The organism is Levilactobacillus andaensis (assembly GCF_016861695.1).
In the GTDB taxonomy this organism is placed as follows: domain Bacteria; phylum Bacillota; class Bacilli; order Lactobacillales; family Lactobacillaceae; genus Levilactobacillus; species Levilactobacillus andaensis.
The window spans coordinates 21,071-38,588 of record NZ_BOLP01000008.1; the positions used below are offsets into that span (position 1 = coordinate 21,071).

The following is a 17,518-nucleotide window of genomic DNA, read 5'->3' on the forward strand; positions in this document are numbered from 1 at the left end:
GAGATTATTCCGGCCTCGTTTTTGCTTAAGAGCAATGCTGTTAACCAGGTCGAACAACGACTGATAGGGATTTTACCAACCGTGGGGGCACTCCGGACTAAGAATCAGTTATCCGGTTCTGATTAAATTTGATTAAGATAACCGTTGGAATTCTTATGCTACTTGAGGCTTATGAGTCAGCGAATAGCAAACTTAATGGTCATTATCTCTAGTTGCCATAGGACTACCGTGTAAGCCGAGAGGTCGGCAGATATGGGCTCAGGCGCGTCGTTCTGCTTAGTTGGCGTTTCTTGCCGGCTTAGCAGAAAACCAATCTTGAAGACTTGTGACTTTCAAGGCTTCAAGTTGTGTTCGCACCGTTCCAGCCCATATCTGCCGGCCGGTAAGGCGAAATTTACCACCAAAGTTGCCAAATTTAGATAAACAAAAAAATAACTTAAAAGGAGCCAATCAACATGGAATTAAGTGATGCCAAACGCGAAATTGCGACCATGCGTGAACAACTAACCGGCTTTAGGGGGTCGCTTTGACTTCGATGCCCTGAACGAAAGTATCAGTGTCAATGAAGCCCAAATGGCCCAACCGGATTTTTGGGACAACGCGCAGACGGCGCAGAAGTTAATTGATGAAACTAACGAAATGAAAAAAAAGGTGGATGAATTTCAACACCTCGCTGATCAAATCGATGACCTCGAAGTTGCTATTGAGTTGTTGCAAGAAGAACCGGATGCGGATATGCAGGCGGACTTCGAGAAAAACTTTGCGACGGCCCAAGCGGCTTTACGAAAATACAGCCTGAACATGCTACTGAATCAGCGATATGACCACAACAATGCTATCTTAGAAATTCATCCCGGCGCCGGGGGCACGGAATCCCAGGACTGGGGTGACATGCTGATGCGGATGTACACGCGTTGGGCAGAACAACATGACTTTAAGGTCACTGTCTTGGACTACCAACCCGGTGATGTCGCTGGGCTGAGCAGTGCAACGCTGCTGATTGCCGGGCACAATGCGTATGGCTATTTGCGTTCAGAAAAAGGGGTTCACCGACTAGTTCGCATCTCGCCATTTGACTCCGCTGGGCGGCGGCACACGTCGTTTGCATCGGTCGATGTCTTGCCCGAATTGGACGATTCCGTCGATGTTGAGATCAATCCAGCGGATCTAAAAGTCGACGTTTACCGGGCTTCTGGTGCCGGTGGACAACACGTTAACAAGACGTCTTCAGCCGTGCGAATTACGCATATCCCAACTGGTATCGTGACGCAGAGTCAGGCCCAACGGTCGCAACTCCAAAACCGGCAAACGGCTATGGGGATGTTGCGGGCAAAACTGTACGAGCGTGAAGAGGAAAAGAAGGCCGCTGAAAAGGCCAAACTCGAAGGCAACCAGATGGATATTGGCTGGGGCTCACAAATTCGGTCCTACGTTTTCCATCCCTACACGATGGTCAAGGATCACCGAACCAATTATGAGACCGGTAATGGGCAAGCAGTGATGGACGGGGATCTTGATCCGTTTATCGATGCTTACCTGCAATGGCAACTCAGCCAAAAGAATCCAGATTAAAAAGTGACCGGTTTAACAGTCGAATGATTGCAAGGGTAACACGAATGTCGTGTTGCCCTTTTTTGTTTCATGCTATACTGGGGACAACTATCTTTTCAGGAAAGGTGTCGATGACATGCGGACTTTTATTGCTTGTGGTAGTTTCTTACTACAACCATTAGTTTGGTTAGCTATTTTGCGAATCTGGTTAACCAGTCGTTCACGAATTAAAGGGGAACGGCATGATTTTGGCAGTGCGGTCTTTAGTGACCATTTTGAATTACGGCATTTATTAACGCAGGGGGTCGTTCTGGGATTAGGTCTATCCTTAGTGAACGTATTGATGGGCTTTAGCTTACCCATCCTGTGGATTATGGTTTATGAGGCCTTGGCGTTTGCAACGCTCCTCTTGATTCCGACCACGGTGCTCCCGGTACTCTTGATCGTAGTCACGACATTGATTACGGTTTTAGGTGGTTCTTACATAACGGATAAGCCGGACTTAACGACGGTGGGACTCCATTGGGGGAGTGTACCGGTGCAAAATTACTTCTGGTTAGCGGCTATGTTTTTCCTACTACTAGGACACTGGTTAGCCAATTACGGCGGCCGGTTCGTTAGTCCTAAAATTTATGCCAAACAGCGGGGCAAACGGATTGCGGGATACCCGTGGCGAGAATTTTTAGTGTTGCCCATGGTGACATTGGTTCCTGGCGATTGGTTTACCAGTCACTTGGCGTTTTGGCCAGTCTTTAGCTTTCACGGGCAAAGTTTTGCGGTCTTAGTGATTCCTTTGCTAGTGGGCCTGCGATTCACGGTTTTTCGACAGGTGCCACGGGAAGTTTATCAACGGTTAGGCAAGCAAATGATCTGGTTAGCCGTGATCGCCATGGCGTTCTTAGGGTGGTCAACGGCGCAACCACAAATTTTACCGGTCGGATTAGTCGTCCTGTTAGTTGGTTATGGGTTTATCCTTTGGCGAGCAAAACGTTATGATGATCGGCAACAATTCTGGTATTCTCAGGTAGATGACGGGGTCCGTGTTTTGGGGATTCGGCCCCGGACACCAGCGGTTAAGTTAGATTTGAACGCTGGCGATATTATTTTAGAGTGCAATCATCAAGCTGTGAATAGTGAAACGGCCTTCTATGAAGCCTTGCTGACTAATCCCACGTATTGTCATTTACGGGTGCGGAACATGACTGGTGAGTTGAAAGTCACCGAAACCGCCATTTATTCCGGGGCACCACACGAAATTGGTATCGTTCTATTCAGAGATCAGGAGGGGTAAACCTATGAGTAGAGTCCTAGTCGTCGACGATGAACCGGCCATCGTCACCTTACTGCAGTACAACTTGGAGCAAGCAGATTATCAAGTTGTGACGGCAATCGATGGTGAGCAGGCGCTGAATTTAGCCCTGCATGAGAAATTCGACGTAATTTTATTAGATTTAATGTTGCCTAAAATGGACGGCGTTGAAGTGACGAAACGACTACGCCAGGAAAAAATCAGTACGCCAATTATTATGATTACCGCGAAAACGAGTGAGTTTGATACCGTCTTTGGACTAGAGCTAGGTGCGGATGATTACATTACCAAGCCATTCAGCCCCCGGGAGGTCATTGCCCGCATGAAGGCGGTGATGCGGCGGTACCACGAAGACGATGGCCCAACGAGTATGGCGGCTAAGATGGATCACCGCTTACAGGTGGCTGATTTGACGATCGATCAGGACAAGTTTCAAGTGAAGCGTGGCGATCAGTCAATTGATTTAACGCCTAAGGAATTTGAGCTGTTACTCTTCTTTGCGAAACGACCGGGTAAGGTGTGGAGTCGTGAGCAGTTGCTGGAGGGCGTCTGGGGCTTTGACTACAGTGGTCAGACCCGAATGGTGGACATTCATGTTTCCCATTTGCGCGAAAAAATCGAACTGGACCCCAAGCATCCGGTGTTACTAAAGACGGTGCGGGGCTTTGGCTACACATTTGAGGGTCAACCATGATTGCGCTTCGACGCATGGCAGTTGCCTGGATCGTGATTGGTTTGAGTAATACGGTGCTCGTGTGGGTCGTTCGGCCGCAACATTTGGCCTTGGCGACCCTTATCGCGTGGTCGTGGGCACTAGTCGAGGCAGCCGGCGTCAGTCTGCTCTTTCACTGGGCGGACCAACGCATTAATATTTTAACTAAAAAGGTCGAAGGCATCCGTCATGAGGAAACGCCGGCGCACGTCTTGTTGTCACCGCACGACCCGTTTTACCAGTTGGCGTTACAGATCAACTACCTGCAGACACATCAACGTAAGGTGCAACGGCAAATGGCGGGGCAAAACCAGGAGTTTGCGACGTTACTGGATTATTTACCGATTGGCGTGATGGTTATCGACCGTTATCGCAAGGTGGAATTGGCTAATCCAGCGATGGAGCAATTTTTGCAGCACCGGATCTCGCCACGTCGCCATCCTTTTACGCAGGATGTCCGGCAATTTGAATTGGCTAGTCTGATTAACTCGGCGTTAAATGAGCGGCAGACGCAGCATCACACCTTGAAGTTACCGGGCTCGCCCAACGAGCGAACGGTCGATGCCCGGGCCATTTACACGGCAACGTCGCAGGATTACTTTCAGGTGCTGGTCCTGCTCTACGATGTGACCGAGGTCTATGCGGTCGAGCAGATGCAGATGGACTTTGTATCTAATGCGTCGCACGAGTTAAAGACGCCGGTGACGGCCATTTCCGGTTTTGCGAAGACCTTGTTAGCGGGAGCCAAGGATGACCCAGAAAAATTGGTCGAGTTCTTGGAAATTATTGACCAGCAGAGCGAACGTCTAGTCGAATTGATCAACGATGTGTTGACGATTTCACACATCGAGTCGGGCAATTCGGTCGAGGCCAGTGAGGTTCCGGTCGGCCAGGTGATCGCCAATCAGGTTCACTTGTTAACGCCGTTAGCGGCCGTTAATCAGGTAACGCTGGATAATCAGGTGCCGACAGACTTGATGGCGGTGACCGACCAACGGAAATTTGACCAGGTCCTGAAAAATGTCTTGAGCAATGCGATTAAATACAATCGACCACAAGGCAGCGTGACCCTGACAACTCGAGAAATGGGGCGTGAGTGGTCGCTGACGATTGCGGATACGGGCGTGGGCATCTCACCGCAGGATCAACTGCGAGTCTTCGAACGCTTTTACCGCGCGGAAATTTCACACTCTAATCAGTTAGTGAGCGGTAGTGGCCTCGGCTTGGCCATTGTCCGTGAACTTGTCCAGTCGTTGAACGGTAAGATTGACTTGCAAAGTACGTTGGACGTTGGGACTAGGGTCACGATGACCTTCCCGAAGGACTTTCCGGCACAAGATTAGTAGCGGATGGTTCATCTAGAATTTACGTTGAAGAGCCTGAGTAGCTTACTCAGGCTCTTTTTGTGCACGTACCTAAAAGCTGATAGATGGATTATGAGTTTCTTTCAGTGTTGGCACGGCTTAGAACAACTAATATTAGTTGTTCTAAACCGTGCGATTACTGACAGAGATGACGCTCCAGTCGAAAAATTTGATTTCCAAATTCGTTTTGGAGAATGTCTTCAATAATTATTGAAAGCCTGACGTATTCTGTAGGTTTACTGTCTAAGTAATAACAGTTTTTACATTCATCTCCTTAGTTGCCAAAGACTCATCATGTAAGCCGAGAGGTCGCCGGATATGGGCTCAGGCGCGTCGTTTTGCTTAGCTGACGGTGGGTTTCCGTCGGCTTAGCAAAACGACCAAGCTTGAAGACTCGTGGTTTTCGAGGCTTCAAGTTGTGTCCGCACCGTTCCAGCCCATATCTGGCGGCCGGTAAGGCGAAGGTCAGACAAGGTTAATTACTACAATCCTTGGCCGTTGACATCGATTTAACAGCTAAATTATCAGTATCGGGTTACATTTACATAACCTTTACAATACGTCTACATGATGTTTACATTCGTTCGCTATACTAACTTTTGAAAAGGTCGGGCGTGACGCGCGACTATTAGGAGGTTAGCGGTATGTCGAAGAAACGCTGGTGGCAAGGTCTAGGCTTGCTGATTGTGGTGGTACTGGGCGTGTATGCCTACCAGACGCGACAGGTCAGTCATGCTGGCGAATCAATCACTGCGGTTGGGTCAACGGCGTTACAGCCCTTAGTGGAGGCGGCCGGAGAGCAGTATACCGGGGAACACTTGGGAACGTTTATCAACGTTCAGGGTGGGGGAACCGGAACAGGTCTCAGTCAAATTCAAGAGGGCGCCGTCCAGATTGGAAATTCCGACTTATTTGCTGGCGAACAAAAAGGGATTCAAGCGGCCGATTTAGTTGACCATCGGGTTGCGGTCGTGGGCATTACACCCATCGTCAATCGCAAGGTCGGGGTAACAAATCTCTCAACCGCTCAATTGATTCGGGTATTCACGGGTAAGGTCACCAACTGGAAACAGGTGGGTGGCGCGGATTTACCGGTCGTTTTGATCAACCGGGCCCAAGGTAGCGGGACGCGCGCAACTTTTGAACAGTTTGGTCTGGCTAAGCATCGTTCCAAGACCGCGCAAGAGCAGGATTCCTCGGGAATGGTGCGGTCCATCGTTGCCACGACACCGGGCGCGATTAGCTACGTGGCATTTTCCTATGTGGATAAAACGGTGCAGGATCTATCCTTAGATAACGTGTCGCCAACTGAAGACAACGTCACCACGAACCGTTGGAAAATCTGGTCGTACGAGCATTTGTACACAAAAGGCCAGCCAACGGGCTTAACCAAGAAATTTATTGCGTACGTTGAGTCACCAGCGGTCCAAAAAACGTTAGTCCGGCAATTGGGTTACCTATCTCCCAGCCAGATGACGGTCGAACGGGACGCAGCTGGTAAAATTACCCCATTGGGAGGCGCCTAGATGAAGACCAAGACCACGCAGCAACTTGAACAACAACTCAAGCGTCATTCCAAGGCTGCTAAATTAGAAATCTGGGGGCGGACCATCAGTTTGACGGCCCTGCTCTTAATTGTGGCCGTTGTTGTGGCCATCATTGGCTTTGTGGCCTCAAAGGGAATCGCCACCTTTACCAGTAACCACGTGAACTTGTGGGACTTCTTGACCGGTAAGAGTTGGAATCCCAACATCACGGATGCCAATGGCAAACCGGAAGTTGGGGCGTTGCCGATGATTGTTGGGTCGTTTCTGATTACGATCCTATCAGCCATCGTGGCAACTCCGTTTGCGATTGGAACGGCGGTCTTCATGAATGAAATTTCCCCAAATAAAGGGGCGAAGATTCTCCAGCCCGTAACCGAACTCTTAGTCGGGATTCCGTCCGTGGTCTATGGGTTTATTGGCCTGTCCGTTGTGGTGCCAACTACCCGGGCTATCTTTGGCGGCAGTGGGTTTGGGATTCTGTCCGGGACCTGTGTGCTGTTCGTGATGATCTTACCCACGGTCACGTCGATGAGTGCGGACGCCTTGAAGTCCGTACCGCGCTATTACCGTGAAGCCTCGCTAGCTCTGGGCGCGACCCAATGGCAGACGATTTACAAAGTCGTGCTACGGGCTGCAACACCGGGCTTAATGACGGCGGTCGTCTTCGGGATGGCACGGGCCTTCGGTGAAGCCTTGGCCGTGCAAATGGTGATTGGGAACGCCGCTTTGATGCCCAACAGTCTGGTCTCACCATCTTCAACGTTAACGTCCGTCTTGACTACGGGTATCGGAAACACCGTGATGGGGTCGTTGCAAAATAACGCGCTCTGGTCATTGGCACTAGTCTTACTGCTGATGTCATTGGTCTTTAACTTGATTATCCGGTTGATCGGTCGAAAGGGGCGCTTACAGTAATGGATACTAAAAAACAAAATAAACTTGCGATTGGCGCCCTATATGGGATCGCCGGCCTAGTCGTCTTAATCTTATTGGCACTATTAGGCTACATTTTGGCCAGCGGGTTGCCACAACTCAGTTGGCATTTCTTGACGGCTCCGGCTAAAGCCTTTCTTAAAGGTGGCGGGGTCGGCGTCCAACTCTTCAACTCGTTTTACCTGTTGATTCTGGCAATGGCGATCTCCTTTCCGATTGCGTTGGGGGCGGCGATTTACCTGTACGAATATGCGCGGGACAATTGGGTCACCACGACGATTCGTACGGCAATTGAAATTTTGAGCTCGCTGCCATCCGTGGTAGTTGGACTATTCGGTTTCCTGTTCTTCGTGGTCAAGCTGCGCCTAGGATTTTCCATTCTGTCCGGGGCATTTGCACTGACCTTCTTCAACCTCCCATTATTGACGCGGAGTATTGAAGATTCCCTGCGAACTATCGATCTTGAGCAACGTGAAGGGGGCCTGGCACTAGGCCTATCACGTTGGGAAACGGTCACGCGGGTCATTCTACCGGCCGCTGTGCCCAGCATTTTGACCGGTGTCATCCTGAGTGCTGGTCGGGTCTTTGGGGAAGCCGCTGCCCTGATCTACACGGCGGGGCAGAGTGCGCCAGCCTTGAACTTTGCGGACTGGAACCCGTTCAACATCTCCAGCCCATTGAACCCAATGCGTCCGGCGGAAACGTTGGCTGTGCACATTTGGAAAATCAACTCTGAAGGCATCATGCCAGACGCCAAGGCTATTTCTTCTGGCTCTTCGGCAGTGCTGATCATTGCTATCTTATTATTTAACTTCGCTGCCCGCTACGTGGGTAAGCGACTATACAAGCGCCTAACGTCGGCGTAAAGGAGGGGTGCTATGTTTATCAATAACGATGTGACGAAGGCAACAGCCAACGATGTGACGAAGGCAACAGCCATGTTGGAGCGCCACGTGGTCCAGCCGAACGATGCGGGCCACCCAATCATTTTGTCGACGGAGGACCTGCACGTCTTCTATGGCAAAAAAGAAGCGCTGTTCGAAGGCGACTTGCAGTTCGGGAGCAATCAGATTACCGCGTTGATTGGCCCCTCCGGATCAGGAAAGTCGACGTATTTGCGGTCGTTGAATCGCATGAACGACCGCATTGCCACCGTGACCGGGAAAATTATGTACCGGGGCGTGGATATTAACCAACCCGCCATTGACGTCTACGAGATGCGGCGACGGGTGGGGATGGTCTTTCAACGGCCAAACCCGTTTGCTAAATCCATCTACGACAACATCGCGTTTGCCCTGCGGTTGCGGGGAACCACGGACAAACACGAGTTGGATGAAATTGTAGAGACGTCGCTCAAACAGGCAGCGCTCTGGGATCAGGTCAAAGACGATCTGAACAAGAGTGCGTTAGCCTTGTCTGGGGGACAGGCGCAACGATTGTGTATTGCTAGGGCGATTGCCGTAAAGCCTGACATTTTATTGTTGGATGAACCGGCAAGTGCTTTAGACCCCGTGTCGACCAGTCAGTTAGAGGATACTTTGTTGGATCTCAAGCAGCATTACACGATTATTATTGTGACCCACAACATGCAACAGGCCGCGCGGATCAGTGAATATACGGCATTTTTTAATCAGGGACGGGTGTTGGAGTATGACACCACGAGCCAAATATTTACGAATCCACAGGTTCAGGTCACTAGTGATTACGTTTCGGGGAACTTCGGCTAAGAGGAGGAAGAAAACAAATGAGTGAGGAAATTTTAACGACCCAGGATCTCCATCTGTATTATGGGGAAAAGGAAGCTTTGAAGGGCATCAACTTGAATTTTGACGCCAAGGGGATCACGGCATTGATCGGACCATCTGGATGTGGGAAGTCCACGTATTTACGGACGCTAAACCGGATGAACGATTTAATTCCTAACGTGACGATTACGGGGACCATCAAGTTTAAAGGGGAGAACTTGTACGCCCCCAACGCAGATACCGTGGAAATTCGTAAGGAAATCGGGATGGTTTTCCAACAACCAAACCCGTTTCCATTCTCAATCTACGACAACGTGATCTACGGATTGCGAATCGCCGGTGAGAAGGACAAGGAAAAGTTGGATGCGGTCGTTGAAAAGTCGTTGCGGCAAGCCGCTGTGTGGGATGAAGTCAAAGACCATCTGCACGAAAGCGCGTTGGCTCTGTCCGGTGGGCAACAACAGCGGGTCTGCATCGCGCGGGTGCTCGCGGTCTCACCAGAAATTATCTTGTTAGATGAACCAACGAGTGCGTTGGATCCGGTGTCCAGTAGCCAAATTGAAGCAACCCTCTTGAATTTACGGCACGATTATACGATTATTATTGTGACCCATAACCTCCAGCAAGCATCACGGATTGCGGATCGGACCGCCTTCTTTATGAACGGTGAGCTGGTGGAAGTGGACCAAACCAAGAATATTTTCATGAATCCAGCGAAGAAGCAGACGGAAGACTACATTAGTGGTCGATTTGGGTAAGGAGGCAGGCTATGAGAAGATTATTTGATGATGAATTAGCAGAATTGGACGCAGATTTCACCGAAATGGGGATGTTGGTCAGCGAGGTCATTCAACAGGCCGCAGATTCCTTTACGAATCGTGATGCGGTGGCCGCACAACGGATCATTGACCAGGACCACCAAATCAACGAACGAGAAATTGCGCTAGAGAAAAAGACGTTTGAAATGATTGCGTTGTATCAACCGGTAACGACCGACCTCCGAGAAATTGTCACGATTTTAAAGGCCGTTTCGGAACTGGAACGGGCCGGAGATCATGCCCGCAACATTGCGCACGCGACCATCAAGTTTGGCAGTAAGCAAAAAATTCCGGTGCTGGAACAATTGTTGGGCCAAATGGGACAGTTAACGACGCAGATGGTCAAAGACGTTCTAACAGCCTACGTGAACAAGGACGAAGAAGAAGCCCGTAAATTGGCAGTAGTTGACCGGAAGCTGGATCAACTGAACCATCAAGTGCGAGCAGACAGCTACGAGCAGATGCGCTTGGATCCCGCCTTTGAAACGGGCGCGTCAATTTACCTCAACGTTGCCCAGGACCTCAGCCGCATCGGCGATTACGTCACGAACGTCTGTGAATGGATCGTTTACCTGAAGTCGGGTCAAATCATCGAATTAAACTCGGCCAGCCAAGATGGCGAAGGCTAAACGTTAATCTAAATTGAAGATTTGCCGAGACGGCCACTGGAGACTTGCTTTCAGTGGCCGTCTTCGCTATTCTTGCCATAAGCCAGTCACTCATGGGTTCAGCAGGGGGTCCCGTGATATTAAATGACAAGGTTAACTAGTGTCGTATATAATAACTGATACAGGGCTGGCAACAGTGATGGTCTCTTCGCCTTACCGGCCGCCAGATATGGGCTGGAACGGTGCGAACGCAACTTGAAGCCTCGAAAACCACGAGTCTCCAAGATTGGTTTTCTGCTAAGCCGGCGGGAAATCACCGCCAACTAAGCAGAACGACGCGCCTGAGCCCATATCTGGCGACCTCTCGGCTTACATGGGTGTTCTATGACAATATGGAGTAACGAGTGTATCTGTCGTTACATGCTGAGTTGTAAATGCAGTAAGGTATGTACGGCCACGTTTTTAGCATTTGTCATGGTAATGGTCAACCAGAGCCGGAGGAGGTCAGGGATGTAGCCGGCCGTGAAAGTGGTGTTAGCTGGTGGTTTTCCAGCTTACAGCACGGCGACTTTTGAGACGTGTGTTCTGCACGGTTCAAAATCGAGCGAGAAGACTGGTGATTTTCCAGTCTGAAGCGTCCCCACAGCAGGCGGAATCCCTGGCAGCCGCAGTGCGTCCCAATTACGCCAACCCCAGTTTCATCAATTAATGTTTAATAACTGTCTTAAAAAGGAGTGTCCGCTGATGGCAGGTAACAAAAAACGTTTCGTCCGTTCCCGCACTAACCGTTTAGTCGGTGGGGTGTTGGGCGGTATTGCTGAATATTTTGGTTGGAATGCCAACCTTTTACGAATCATCTATGTCTTGATTTCCTTGGCGCTACCGACACACGGGGTGTTGGGGCTCTTGCTCTACGTCATCGTGATGTCCTTTATGCCGCTAGATGATTCTCGTCCAGCTGGGCCGAACCTGGGGAATCTGGGGGATCTCTTCCGTAACGGGGGATCATCCGACTCTCAGGACTCCGGTCGTAAGGTGATCCACGACGTTACGGAACAAGACGTGAAGGATCAGCACAAGGACGGTGAGTAGCATGCGCTTTTGGAGCCGAATTTTAGTAAACGCGGTGATTTTTCTGGCGTTGGCTGGGTTCTTCCAGAGCTCATTGGCCGGGTCATTCCAACACTCATTTTATGTGTCGAGTATTGGTATCGCCTTGCTGGCCAGTTTCGTGCTGGCGCTATTAAATGCGGTGGTCAAACCGATTTTATTTGTGCTGTCACTGCCAATCACCATTCTGACCCTGGGTTTGTTCAGCGTGGTGATTAACGCCATTATGCTGGAATTGACGTCCTGGTTTGTGGGGAGTAGCTTCACATTCACCTCATTTGGCACCACACTGATTATTGCCATCGTCATGTCAATTTTTAATGCAATTATCAGTGATCACTATGCGCACGATTAACTAGCGAACTCAAGGAAATTTGGTAGGAGTTCCCCCGTTAAAGTGCTAAAATTAAGGGTAGTTTTACGATGCAGTAAGGAGGAGCGCCCAATGCCAGAAAGCGTCACAGTGGCCGAACTTGTCAAAGCTAACCGGTTAGATGTCTACTCCGGCGAAGATGACTTGGAACGCAAGATTACAACTAGCGATATTTCACGGCCTGGTTTGGAATTAACCGGGTATTTTAACTATTATCCAGCAAAACGGATTCAACTCTTAGGAATCACGGAAACGTCCTTCGCTAAGGGCATGTCCCATGAACAATTGCTCGACGTTATGCGCAAAATGTGTCAGCCAGAAACGCCGGCTTTTGTGGTGTCTACGCAACTTGATCCACCAGAAGAACTGAAGCAGTCCGCACAAGAAGCCGGCATTCCCATTTTAGGAACGAAGCTGACCACGTCGCGGGTCCTCAGTAACATGACCAACTTCCTCGAAGGTAAGTTAGCCGAACGCCAGTCTGTTCATGGTGTCTTGGTCGATATCTACGGGGTTGGGGTCATGATTACCGGAGATTCTGGTGTGGGTAAAAGTGAAACCGCTCTAGAACTGGTTAAACGGGGGCACCGGTTGATTGCCGATGACCGCGTGGAAGTCTATCAACAAGACGAACAGACCTTAGTTGGGGCAGCCCCAGCGATCCTGAGCCACTTGCTAGAAATCCGCGGAATCGGTATTATTGATGTTATGAACTTGTTTGGGGCTGGTGCGGTCCGGAGCGAAACGGACATCGATCTCATTGTTCACCTTGAACTTTGGCACGATGATAACCACTTCGATCGTCTCGGTAACAACACAGAGTCTCAACGGTTCTTTGACGTGGTGGTCCCAAAGATTACGATTCCGGTAAAAACCGGTCGTAACTTGGCCATTATCATTGAAGCGGCGGCGATGAACTTCCGGGCACGTTCCATGGGATACGATGCGACGAAGGTCTTCGATGACAATTTGAATCGTCTGATTAAGCAAAACTCGAAAAAAGAATAGGAGATGGGCGTTATCTTCTCACCAATCATTGCGGCGTTGAATCCCATCGCCTTTCGTTTAGGGCCCATCGCGGTTCACTGGTACGGCATCATTATTGCTTCCGGCGTGGTTTTAGCGGTCACTTTGGCCGTGCGCGAGGGGCGTCTACGGGGGATTGACCCCGACGACATTTACGACATGATTTTATGGGCGTTGCCAGCGGCTTTGATTGCGGCACGACTCTATTATGTGGTCTTTCAATGGTCGTATTATCAGCACCACCCAGGCGAGATTATCGCCATCTGGGACGGGGGGATTGCGATATATGGCTCGTTGATCGGTGCCGGACTGGTCGTCTTCTTCTTTTGTCGGTCACGATTTATTCCGGTGTGGTTGATGCTCGACGTGGCAGCGCCCACAGTTATTCTGGGGCAAGCCATTGGTCGCTGGGGAAACTTTATGAACCAGGAAGCCTTTGGCCGGGTCACTACTTTGGCCTTTCTCCAAGGGTTGCATCTGCCACAATTTGTCCTCAATCAGATGTTTATCGATGGGGCCTACCGTCAACCGACATTCCTGTATGAGTCGACTTGGGATCTGTTGGGATTCGTCGTCTTGATGAGTCTACGACACTATCCAGGCCTCTTTAAGCAGGGTGAGGTCTTCTTGAGTTATGTGCTCTGGTATTCGCTGGGGCGTTTCTTTATCGAAGGCATGCGGACGGACAGTTTGATGCTTTTTGGCATCATTCGGATCTCGCAGTTACTTTCGGTCGTTTTGTTTGTTGGGGCGTTGGTCATTTGGATCTATCGGCGACGGGCAACCGTGACGCCACCGGATTATCTGGATGGCACCCCGTTTCGGGAACGAACTAATCTTTCTAAATAAGGAGAATCCATTACTATGTCAGAGAAAATTGCAGTACTCGGTGCCGGTTCATGGGGATCAATCTTAGCGAGCGTCTTGGATGGAAATGGTCACGACGTTCGGTTGTGGTCCTACAATCCCAAGCAAGTTGAGGAACTCAACACGCAGCACACGAATTCGCATTACATTAAGGATTTCACCTTTTCTCCCTCGTTAGTGGCTTACTCCGATTTAGCGAGTGCGTTAGTTGATGTTGACGCGATTTTATTCGTTGTGCCAACCAAGGCGGTTCGTGCCGTTGCTGGGCAAGTCAGCGAAATCTTGCAAAAGACGGGCCTACAACCCCAACTGATCCATGCCAGCAAGGGAATCGAACAGAAGACTTACAAACGGATTTCACAAGTGCTAGCGGAAGAGATTCCCGCAACCAACCGGAAATCCGTGACCGTTTTGTCCGGACCAAGCCACGCAGAGGACGTTGCGCGTAAGGATATTACTTTGATCACGGCGGCTAGTGAAAGCCCAGACGCCGCAAAGTACACGCAAAAGTTGTTCATGACGCCTTACTTCCGGGTCTACACCAACTCGGACGTCATTGGGGTCGAAATCGGTGCCGCACTGAAGAACATTATTGCCTTAGGTGCCGGTGCTTTACATGGATTAGGCTACGGCGACAACGCCAAGGCTGCGCTGATGACGCGGGGCTTAGCCGAAATTTCTCGGCTAGGAACCTCGTTTGGTGCCGACCCAATGACCTTTATTGGGTTGTCCGGAGTTGGGGACGTTATTGTAACGGCCACCAGCTCCAACTCACGTAACTGGCGTGCTGGTGACGAATTAGGCCGTGGGGAGGCCTTAGACGACGTCATCAACCATATGGGAATGGTGATCGAAGGCTTAGCCACGACTAAGGCCGCCTACGAATTGTCCCAAGAACGGGGCGTTTCCATGCCAATTACGGAAGCTATTTACCAAGTAATTTACGAGGGTAAGGACATTCGTCAAGCTATCTCAGACCTGATGCAACGTGAAGGTCGGTCTGAATTCTAAAAAGCTCTGGGGATACGGGAAAGGATATTTATATTATGAGAAAAGTCAGAAAAGCAGTCATTCCAGCCGCGGGTCTCGGTACCCGATTTTTACCAGCCACTAAGGCTTTAGCCAAGGAAATGTTACCGATCGTGGACAAGCCAACGATTCAATTTATCGTTGAAGAAGCCCGCAAGTCCGGTATCGAAGACATCGTCATTGTCGATGGGAAGTCCAAACGGTCGATTGAAGACCATTTCGACTCTAACCCTGAACTGGAAGCTAACTTAGCGGCCAAGCACAAGGACGAAATGCTCCGTCAGGTCCAAGAGACGACGGGGATGAACTTGTACTTCATTCGGCAACCTTACCCCCGTGGTTTGGGTGACGCCGTTTTGACGGCCAAGGCCTTTATCGGTGACGAACCCTTCGTTGTGATGTTGGGCGACGACATGACCGATAGCAAGGTGCCTTTGACCAAGCAACTGATCGACCGGTACAACGAAACGGGTGCGTCAACGTTAGCCGTGATGCGGGTGCCACACAAGGATACCGCTAAGTATGGGGTCATTAATCCTTCTGAGGAAACCGCACCGGGTCTGTACAACGTGACGAACTTCGTTGAAAAGCCACAACCCGACGAAGCCCCTAGCGACTTGGCCATCATTGGTCGGTACTTATTTACCCCAGAAATTTTTGAAGCTTTGGAAAATACACCAATTGGGTTGGGCAATGAACTTCAATTGACCGATGCCATTGATAATTTAAACAAGACACAGCGCGTCTTCGCCCACGAATACACGGGCAAGCGGTTCGATGTTGGTAACAAGTTTGGTTGGCTCAAGACGAATATTGAATATGGCTTGAACCATCCAGAAACCAAGGACCAACTGCGCGCCTACATTAAGGAATTGAGCACCCGTTTGGCTAAGGATGACGAGAAAGCTAAGACGCCCAAGTCAAAGTAGGTGACAAACTTACTTTTTAATAGTAGAGTAGCACCATGGCTTAAGAGCAGAAGGGAGCGTTAACGTTGAAAAACTATGATGTCATTGTGATTGGTGCGGGTCCTGGCGGTATGACCGGGGCACTGTACGCCTCACGGGCCAACTTATCCGTTTTGATGTTGGATCGCGGAATCTATGGCGGTCAAATGAACAACACAGCAGCAATCGAAAACTATCCAGGGTTCAAGTCTGTCTTAGGACCAGACTTGGCGAAGGATATGTACGATGGCTCGACACAATTTGGCGCCGAATTTGCCTATGGGAGCGTAGAATCTATCGAAAATCAGGGCGATCACAAGATCGTGAAGACCGATGATGGGGACTATTCTGCCAAGGCAGTTATCGTGGCCACGGGTTCCGAATATAAGAAGCTGGGCGTGCCCGGCGAAGATCAATTTGGTGGCCGGGGTGTCTCTTACTGCGCGGTCTGCGATGGTGCGTTCTTTAAGAACCGCGAAGTTGCCGTCATTGGTGGTGGCGATTCCGCAGTTGAAGAAAGTATCTACTTGGCTGGCTTAGCTTCTAAGGTAACTGTTTTTGTTCGTCGCGATAAGCTACGGGCACAAAAGGTCATCCAGGACCGGGCCTTTGCCAACGAAAAGATCGAATTCGTTTGGAACACGAGTGTGACTGAAGTGTTGGGTGACGACATGAAGGTGACCGGCGTGGCAACCAAGAATAACGTGACCGGTGAGACTGGCGAAAAGGCCGTTAGTGGGGTCTTCATTTACGTGGGGAACTTACCAATGACCGATTCCTTCAAGGGTCTCGGTATCACGAACGATGCTGGTTGGATTCCAACGAACGAATTGATGCACACGTCTGTCCCTGGCATTTTTGCCATTGGCGATGTGCGTGAAAAGACGCTTCGTCAGATCACGACGGCTGTCGGTGACGGCGGAATTGCTGGCCAAGAAGCTTTCAGTTACATTGAAACTTTGAAGTCACAAGCAGCTGCAACCAAATAAATGTTAAACTTAGCGGAGACAACCATTCAGGGATGTTTCCGCTTTTTTGTTACACTAAAAGGGACTACAATGTTTGGTATTAAAATGAATTTTGGTTAAATCCAATTTTTGTTTTAATCGTGAATTCTAACGGGTAAAAGAGCAATTGATATGTGTGGCATTGCTGATAATGATGATTGCAATTAGGTTGGTGGAGATTGGTCGCACTGCGGCTGCCAGGGATTCCACTTGTTGTGGGGACGCTCCAGCCTGAGAAGCTGGCTTCACGACTGGCCTCCTCCGGCTCTGATTGATCTCTTCCGCATCAGACGTTGAAACCTAAACGTATGCTGTGATTGAAATTAAGCTTATAATTGTCTTATTGGAATGGCGTTTGGTTGTCATAGAATCAGGATGTAAGCCGAGAGGTCGCCAGATATGGGCTCAGGCGCGTCGTTCTGCTTAGTCAGCGAGTGGTCTTCCCGATGGCTTAGCAGAAGACCAACCTTGGAGACTCGTGACTTTCGAGGCTTCAAGTTGTGTCCGCACCGTTCCAGCCCATAGCTGGCGACCGGTAAGGCGATGATAGTCACATTGCGGCCACAGGTATC

Annotated in this window: 17 protein-coding genes; all 17 read left to right on the forward strand. The window is 49.9% G+C overall.

The window, feature by feature from the left end; all coding sequences use genetic code 11:
- The first annotated feature begins 455 nt into the window (after window positions 1-455).
- The 17 genes from prfB to trxB all read left to right on the forward strand — a co-directional run bounded on the left by prfB (window position 456) and on the right by trxB (window position 16,928).
- Window positions 456-1,572 (forward strand): peptide chain release factor 2 gene (gene prfB, locus JUF10_RS07600; RefSeq protein ID WP_203641616.1). Its coding sequence is split into 2 segments (ribosomal slippage): window positions 456-527 and window positions 529-1,572, totalling 1,116 coding nucleotides; the frame shifts between segments, so codons are not numbered across the junction.
- Window positions 1,573-1,687: 115 nt separating this feature from the next.
- Window positions 1,688-2,842, forward strand: a complete 1,155-nt coding sequence (locus tag JUF10_RS07605) for a PDZ domain-containing protein (protein WP_203641617.1) — start codon at window positions 1,688-1,690, stop codon at window positions 2,840-2,842.
- 4 nt (window positions 2,843-2,846) lie between these two features.
- Window positions 2,847-3,554 carry a response regulator gene (locus JUF10_RS07610; RefSeq protein ID WP_203641618.1) on the forward strand — a complete coding sequence of 236 codons (708 nt, stop codon included), beginning with the start codon at window positions 2,847-2,849 and terminating at the stop codon, window positions 3,552-3,554.
- The gene (locus tag JUF10_RS07615; protein ID WP_203641619.1) at window positions 3,551-4,915 is read left to right on the forward strand and encodes a sensor histidine kinase; all 1,365 of its coding nucleotides are present in this window, start codon (window positions 3,551-3,553) and stop codon (window positions 4,913-4,915) included. Before JUF10_RS07610 ends, JUF10_RS07615 begins: the two co-directional genes overlap by 4 nt.
- A 665-nt stretch (window positions 4,916-5,580) precedes the next feature.
- Window positions 5,581-6,462 (forward strand): phosphate ABC transporter substrate-binding protein, encoded by an 882-nt coding sequence (locus JUF10_RS07620; RefSeq protein ID WP_203641620.1) that lies wholly within the window; start codon window positions 5,581-5,583, stop codon window positions 6,460-6,462.
- Window positions 6,463-7,398: a phosphate ABC transporter permease subunit PstC gene (gene pstC, locus JUF10_RS07625; RefSeq protein ID WP_203641621.1), complete on the forward strand. Its 936-nt coding sequence runs from the start codon at window positions 6,463-6,465 to the stop codon at window positions 7,396-7,398.
- Window positions 7,398-8,282 (forward strand): phosphate ABC transporter permease PstA, encoded by an 885-nt coding sequence (gene pstA, locus JUF10_RS07630; protein WP_203641622.1) that lies wholly within the window; start codon window positions 7,398-7,400, stop codon window positions 8,280-8,282. Before pstC ends, pstA begins: the two co-directional genes overlap by 1 nt.
- Window positions 8,283-8,354: 72 nt before the next feature.
- Entirely contained in the window at window positions 8,355-9,143 is a 789-nt protein-coding gene (gene pstB, locus JUF10_RS07635; protein ID WP_203641645.1) for a phosphate ABC transporter ATP-binding protein PstB, read from the forward strand.
- A gap of 17 nt (window positions 9,144-9,160) precedes the next feature.
- Window positions 9,161-9,919 (forward strand): phosphate ABC transporter ATP-binding protein PstB, encoded by a 759-nt coding sequence (gene pstB, locus JUF10_RS07640; protein WP_048732388.1) that lies wholly within the window; start codon window positions 9,161-9,163, stop codon window positions 9,917-9,919.
- Window positions 9,920-9,930: 11 nt separating this feature from the next.
- Complete coding sequence (gene phoU / locus JUF10_RS07645) at window positions 9,931-10,608, forward strand: phosphate signaling complex protein PhoU (protein WP_203641623.1); 678 nt, start codon at window positions 9,931-9,933, stop codon at window positions 10,606-10,608.
- A gap of 723 nt (window positions 10,609-11,331) precedes the next feature.
- Window positions 11,332-11,679 (forward strand): PspC domain-containing protein, encoded by a 348-nt coding sequence (locus JUF10_RS07650; protein WP_203641624.1) that lies wholly within the window; start codon window positions 11,332-11,334, stop codon window positions 11,677-11,679.
- Between the two features lies 1 nt (window position 11,680).
- A complete protein-coding gene (locus JUF10_RS07655; RefSeq protein ID WP_048732382.1) occupies window positions 11,681-12,052 on the forward strand; it encodes a phage holin family protein in 372 nt (123 codons plus the stop codon).
- A 90-nt stretch (window positions 12,053-12,142) separates the two neighbouring features.
- A complete protein-coding gene (gene hprK, locus JUF10_RS07660) occupies window positions 12,143-13,078 on the forward strand; it encodes an HPr(Ser) kinase/phosphatase (protein WP_048732381.1) in 936 nt (311 codons plus the stop codon).
- A gap of 3 nt (window positions 13,079-13,081) precedes the next feature.
- Window positions 13,082-13,945 carry a prolipoprotein diacylglyceryl transferase gene (gene lgt, locus JUF10_RS07665; protein WP_203641625.1) on the forward strand — a complete coding sequence of 288 codons (864 nt, stop codon included), beginning with the start codon at window positions 13,082-13,084 and terminating at the stop codon, window positions 13,943-13,945.
- Window positions 13,946-13,960: 15 nt separating this feature from the next.
- Complete coding sequence (locus JUF10_RS07670) at window positions 13,961-14,974, forward strand: NAD(P)H-dependent glycerol-3-phosphate dehydrogenase (protein ID WP_203641626.1); 1,014 nt, start codon at window positions 13,961-13,963, stop codon at window positions 14,972-14,974.
- Window positions 14,975-15,009: 35 nt separating this feature from the next.
- On the forward strand, window positions 15,010-15,921 hold the full coding sequence (gene galU, locus JUF10_RS07675) for a UTP--glucose-1-phosphate uridylyltransferase GalU (protein ID WP_203641627.1): 912 nt from the start codon (window positions 15,010-15,012) through the stop codon (window positions 15,919-15,921).
- A 65-nt stretch (window positions 15,922-15,986) separates the two neighbouring features.
- The gene (gene trxB / locus JUF10_RS07680; protein WP_203641628.1) at window positions 15,987-16,928 is read left to right on the forward strand and encodes a thioredoxin-disulfide reductase; all 942 of its coding nucleotides are present in this window, start codon (window positions 15,987-15,989) and stop codon (window positions 16,926-16,928) included.
- The last annotated feature ends 590 nt before the right edge of the window (window positions 16,929-17,518 follow it).

Excerpts from the sequence above, each read along its gene's own strand:
- JUF10_RS07605 (WP_203641617.1), top strand. The coding sequence starts at position 1,688 with ATGCGGACTTTTATTGCTTGTGGTAGTTTCTTACTACAACCATTAGTT.
- JUF10_RS07610 (WP_203641618.1), top strand. The coding sequence starts at position 2,847 with ATGAGTAGAGTCCTAGTCGTCGACGATGAACCGGCCATCGTCACCTTA.
- JUF10_RS07615 (WP_203641619.1), top strand. The coding sequence starts at position 3,551 with ATGATTGCGCTTCGACGCATGGCAGTTGCCTGGATCGTGATTGGTTTG.
- JUF10_RS07620 (WP_203641620.1), top strand. The coding sequence starts at position 5,581 with ATGTCGAAGAAACGCTGGTGGCAAGGTCTAGGCTTGCTGATTGTGGTG.
- pstC (WP_203641621.1), top strand. The coding sequence starts at position 6,463 with ATGAAGACCAAGACCACGCAGCAACTTGAACAACAACTCAAGCGTCAT.
- pstA (WP_203641622.1), top strand. The coding sequence starts at position 7,398 with ATGGATACTAAAAAACAAAATAAACTTGCGATTGGCGCCCTATATGGG.
- pstB (WP_203641645.1), top strand. The coding sequence starts at position 8,355 with ATGTTGGAGCGCCACGTGGTCCAGCCGAACGATGCGGGCCACCCAATC.
- pstB (WP_048732388.1), top strand. The coding sequence starts at position 9,161 with ATGAGTGAGGAAATTTTAACGACCCAGGATCTCCATCTGTATTATGGG.
- phoU (WP_203641623.1), top strand. The coding sequence starts at position 9,931 with ATGAGAAGATTATTTGATGATGAATTAGCAGAATTGGACGCAGATTTC.
- JUF10_RS07650 (WP_203641624.1), top strand. The coding sequence starts at position 11,332 with ATGGCAGGTAACAAAAAACGTTTCGTCCGTTCCCGCACTAACCGTTTA.
- JUF10_RS07655 (WP_048732382.1), top strand. The coding sequence starts at position 11,681 with ATGCGCTTTTGGAGCCGAATTTTAGTAAACGCGGTGATTTTTCTGGCG.
- hprK (WP_048732381.1), top strand. The coding sequence starts at position 12,143 with ATGCCAGAAAGCGTCACAGTGGCCGAACTTGTCAAAGCTAACCGGTTA.
- lgt (WP_203641625.1), top strand. The coding sequence starts at position 13,082 with ATGGGCGTTATCTTCTCACCAATCATTGCGGCGTTGAATCCCATCGCC.
- JUF10_RS07670 (WP_203641626.1), top strand. The coding sequence starts at position 13,961 with ATGTCAGAGAAAATTGCAGTACTCGGTGCCGGTTCATGGGGATCAATC.
- galU (WP_203641627.1), top strand. The coding sequence starts at position 15,010 with ATGAGAAAAGTCAGAAAAGCAGTCATTCCAGCCGCGGGTCTCGGTACC.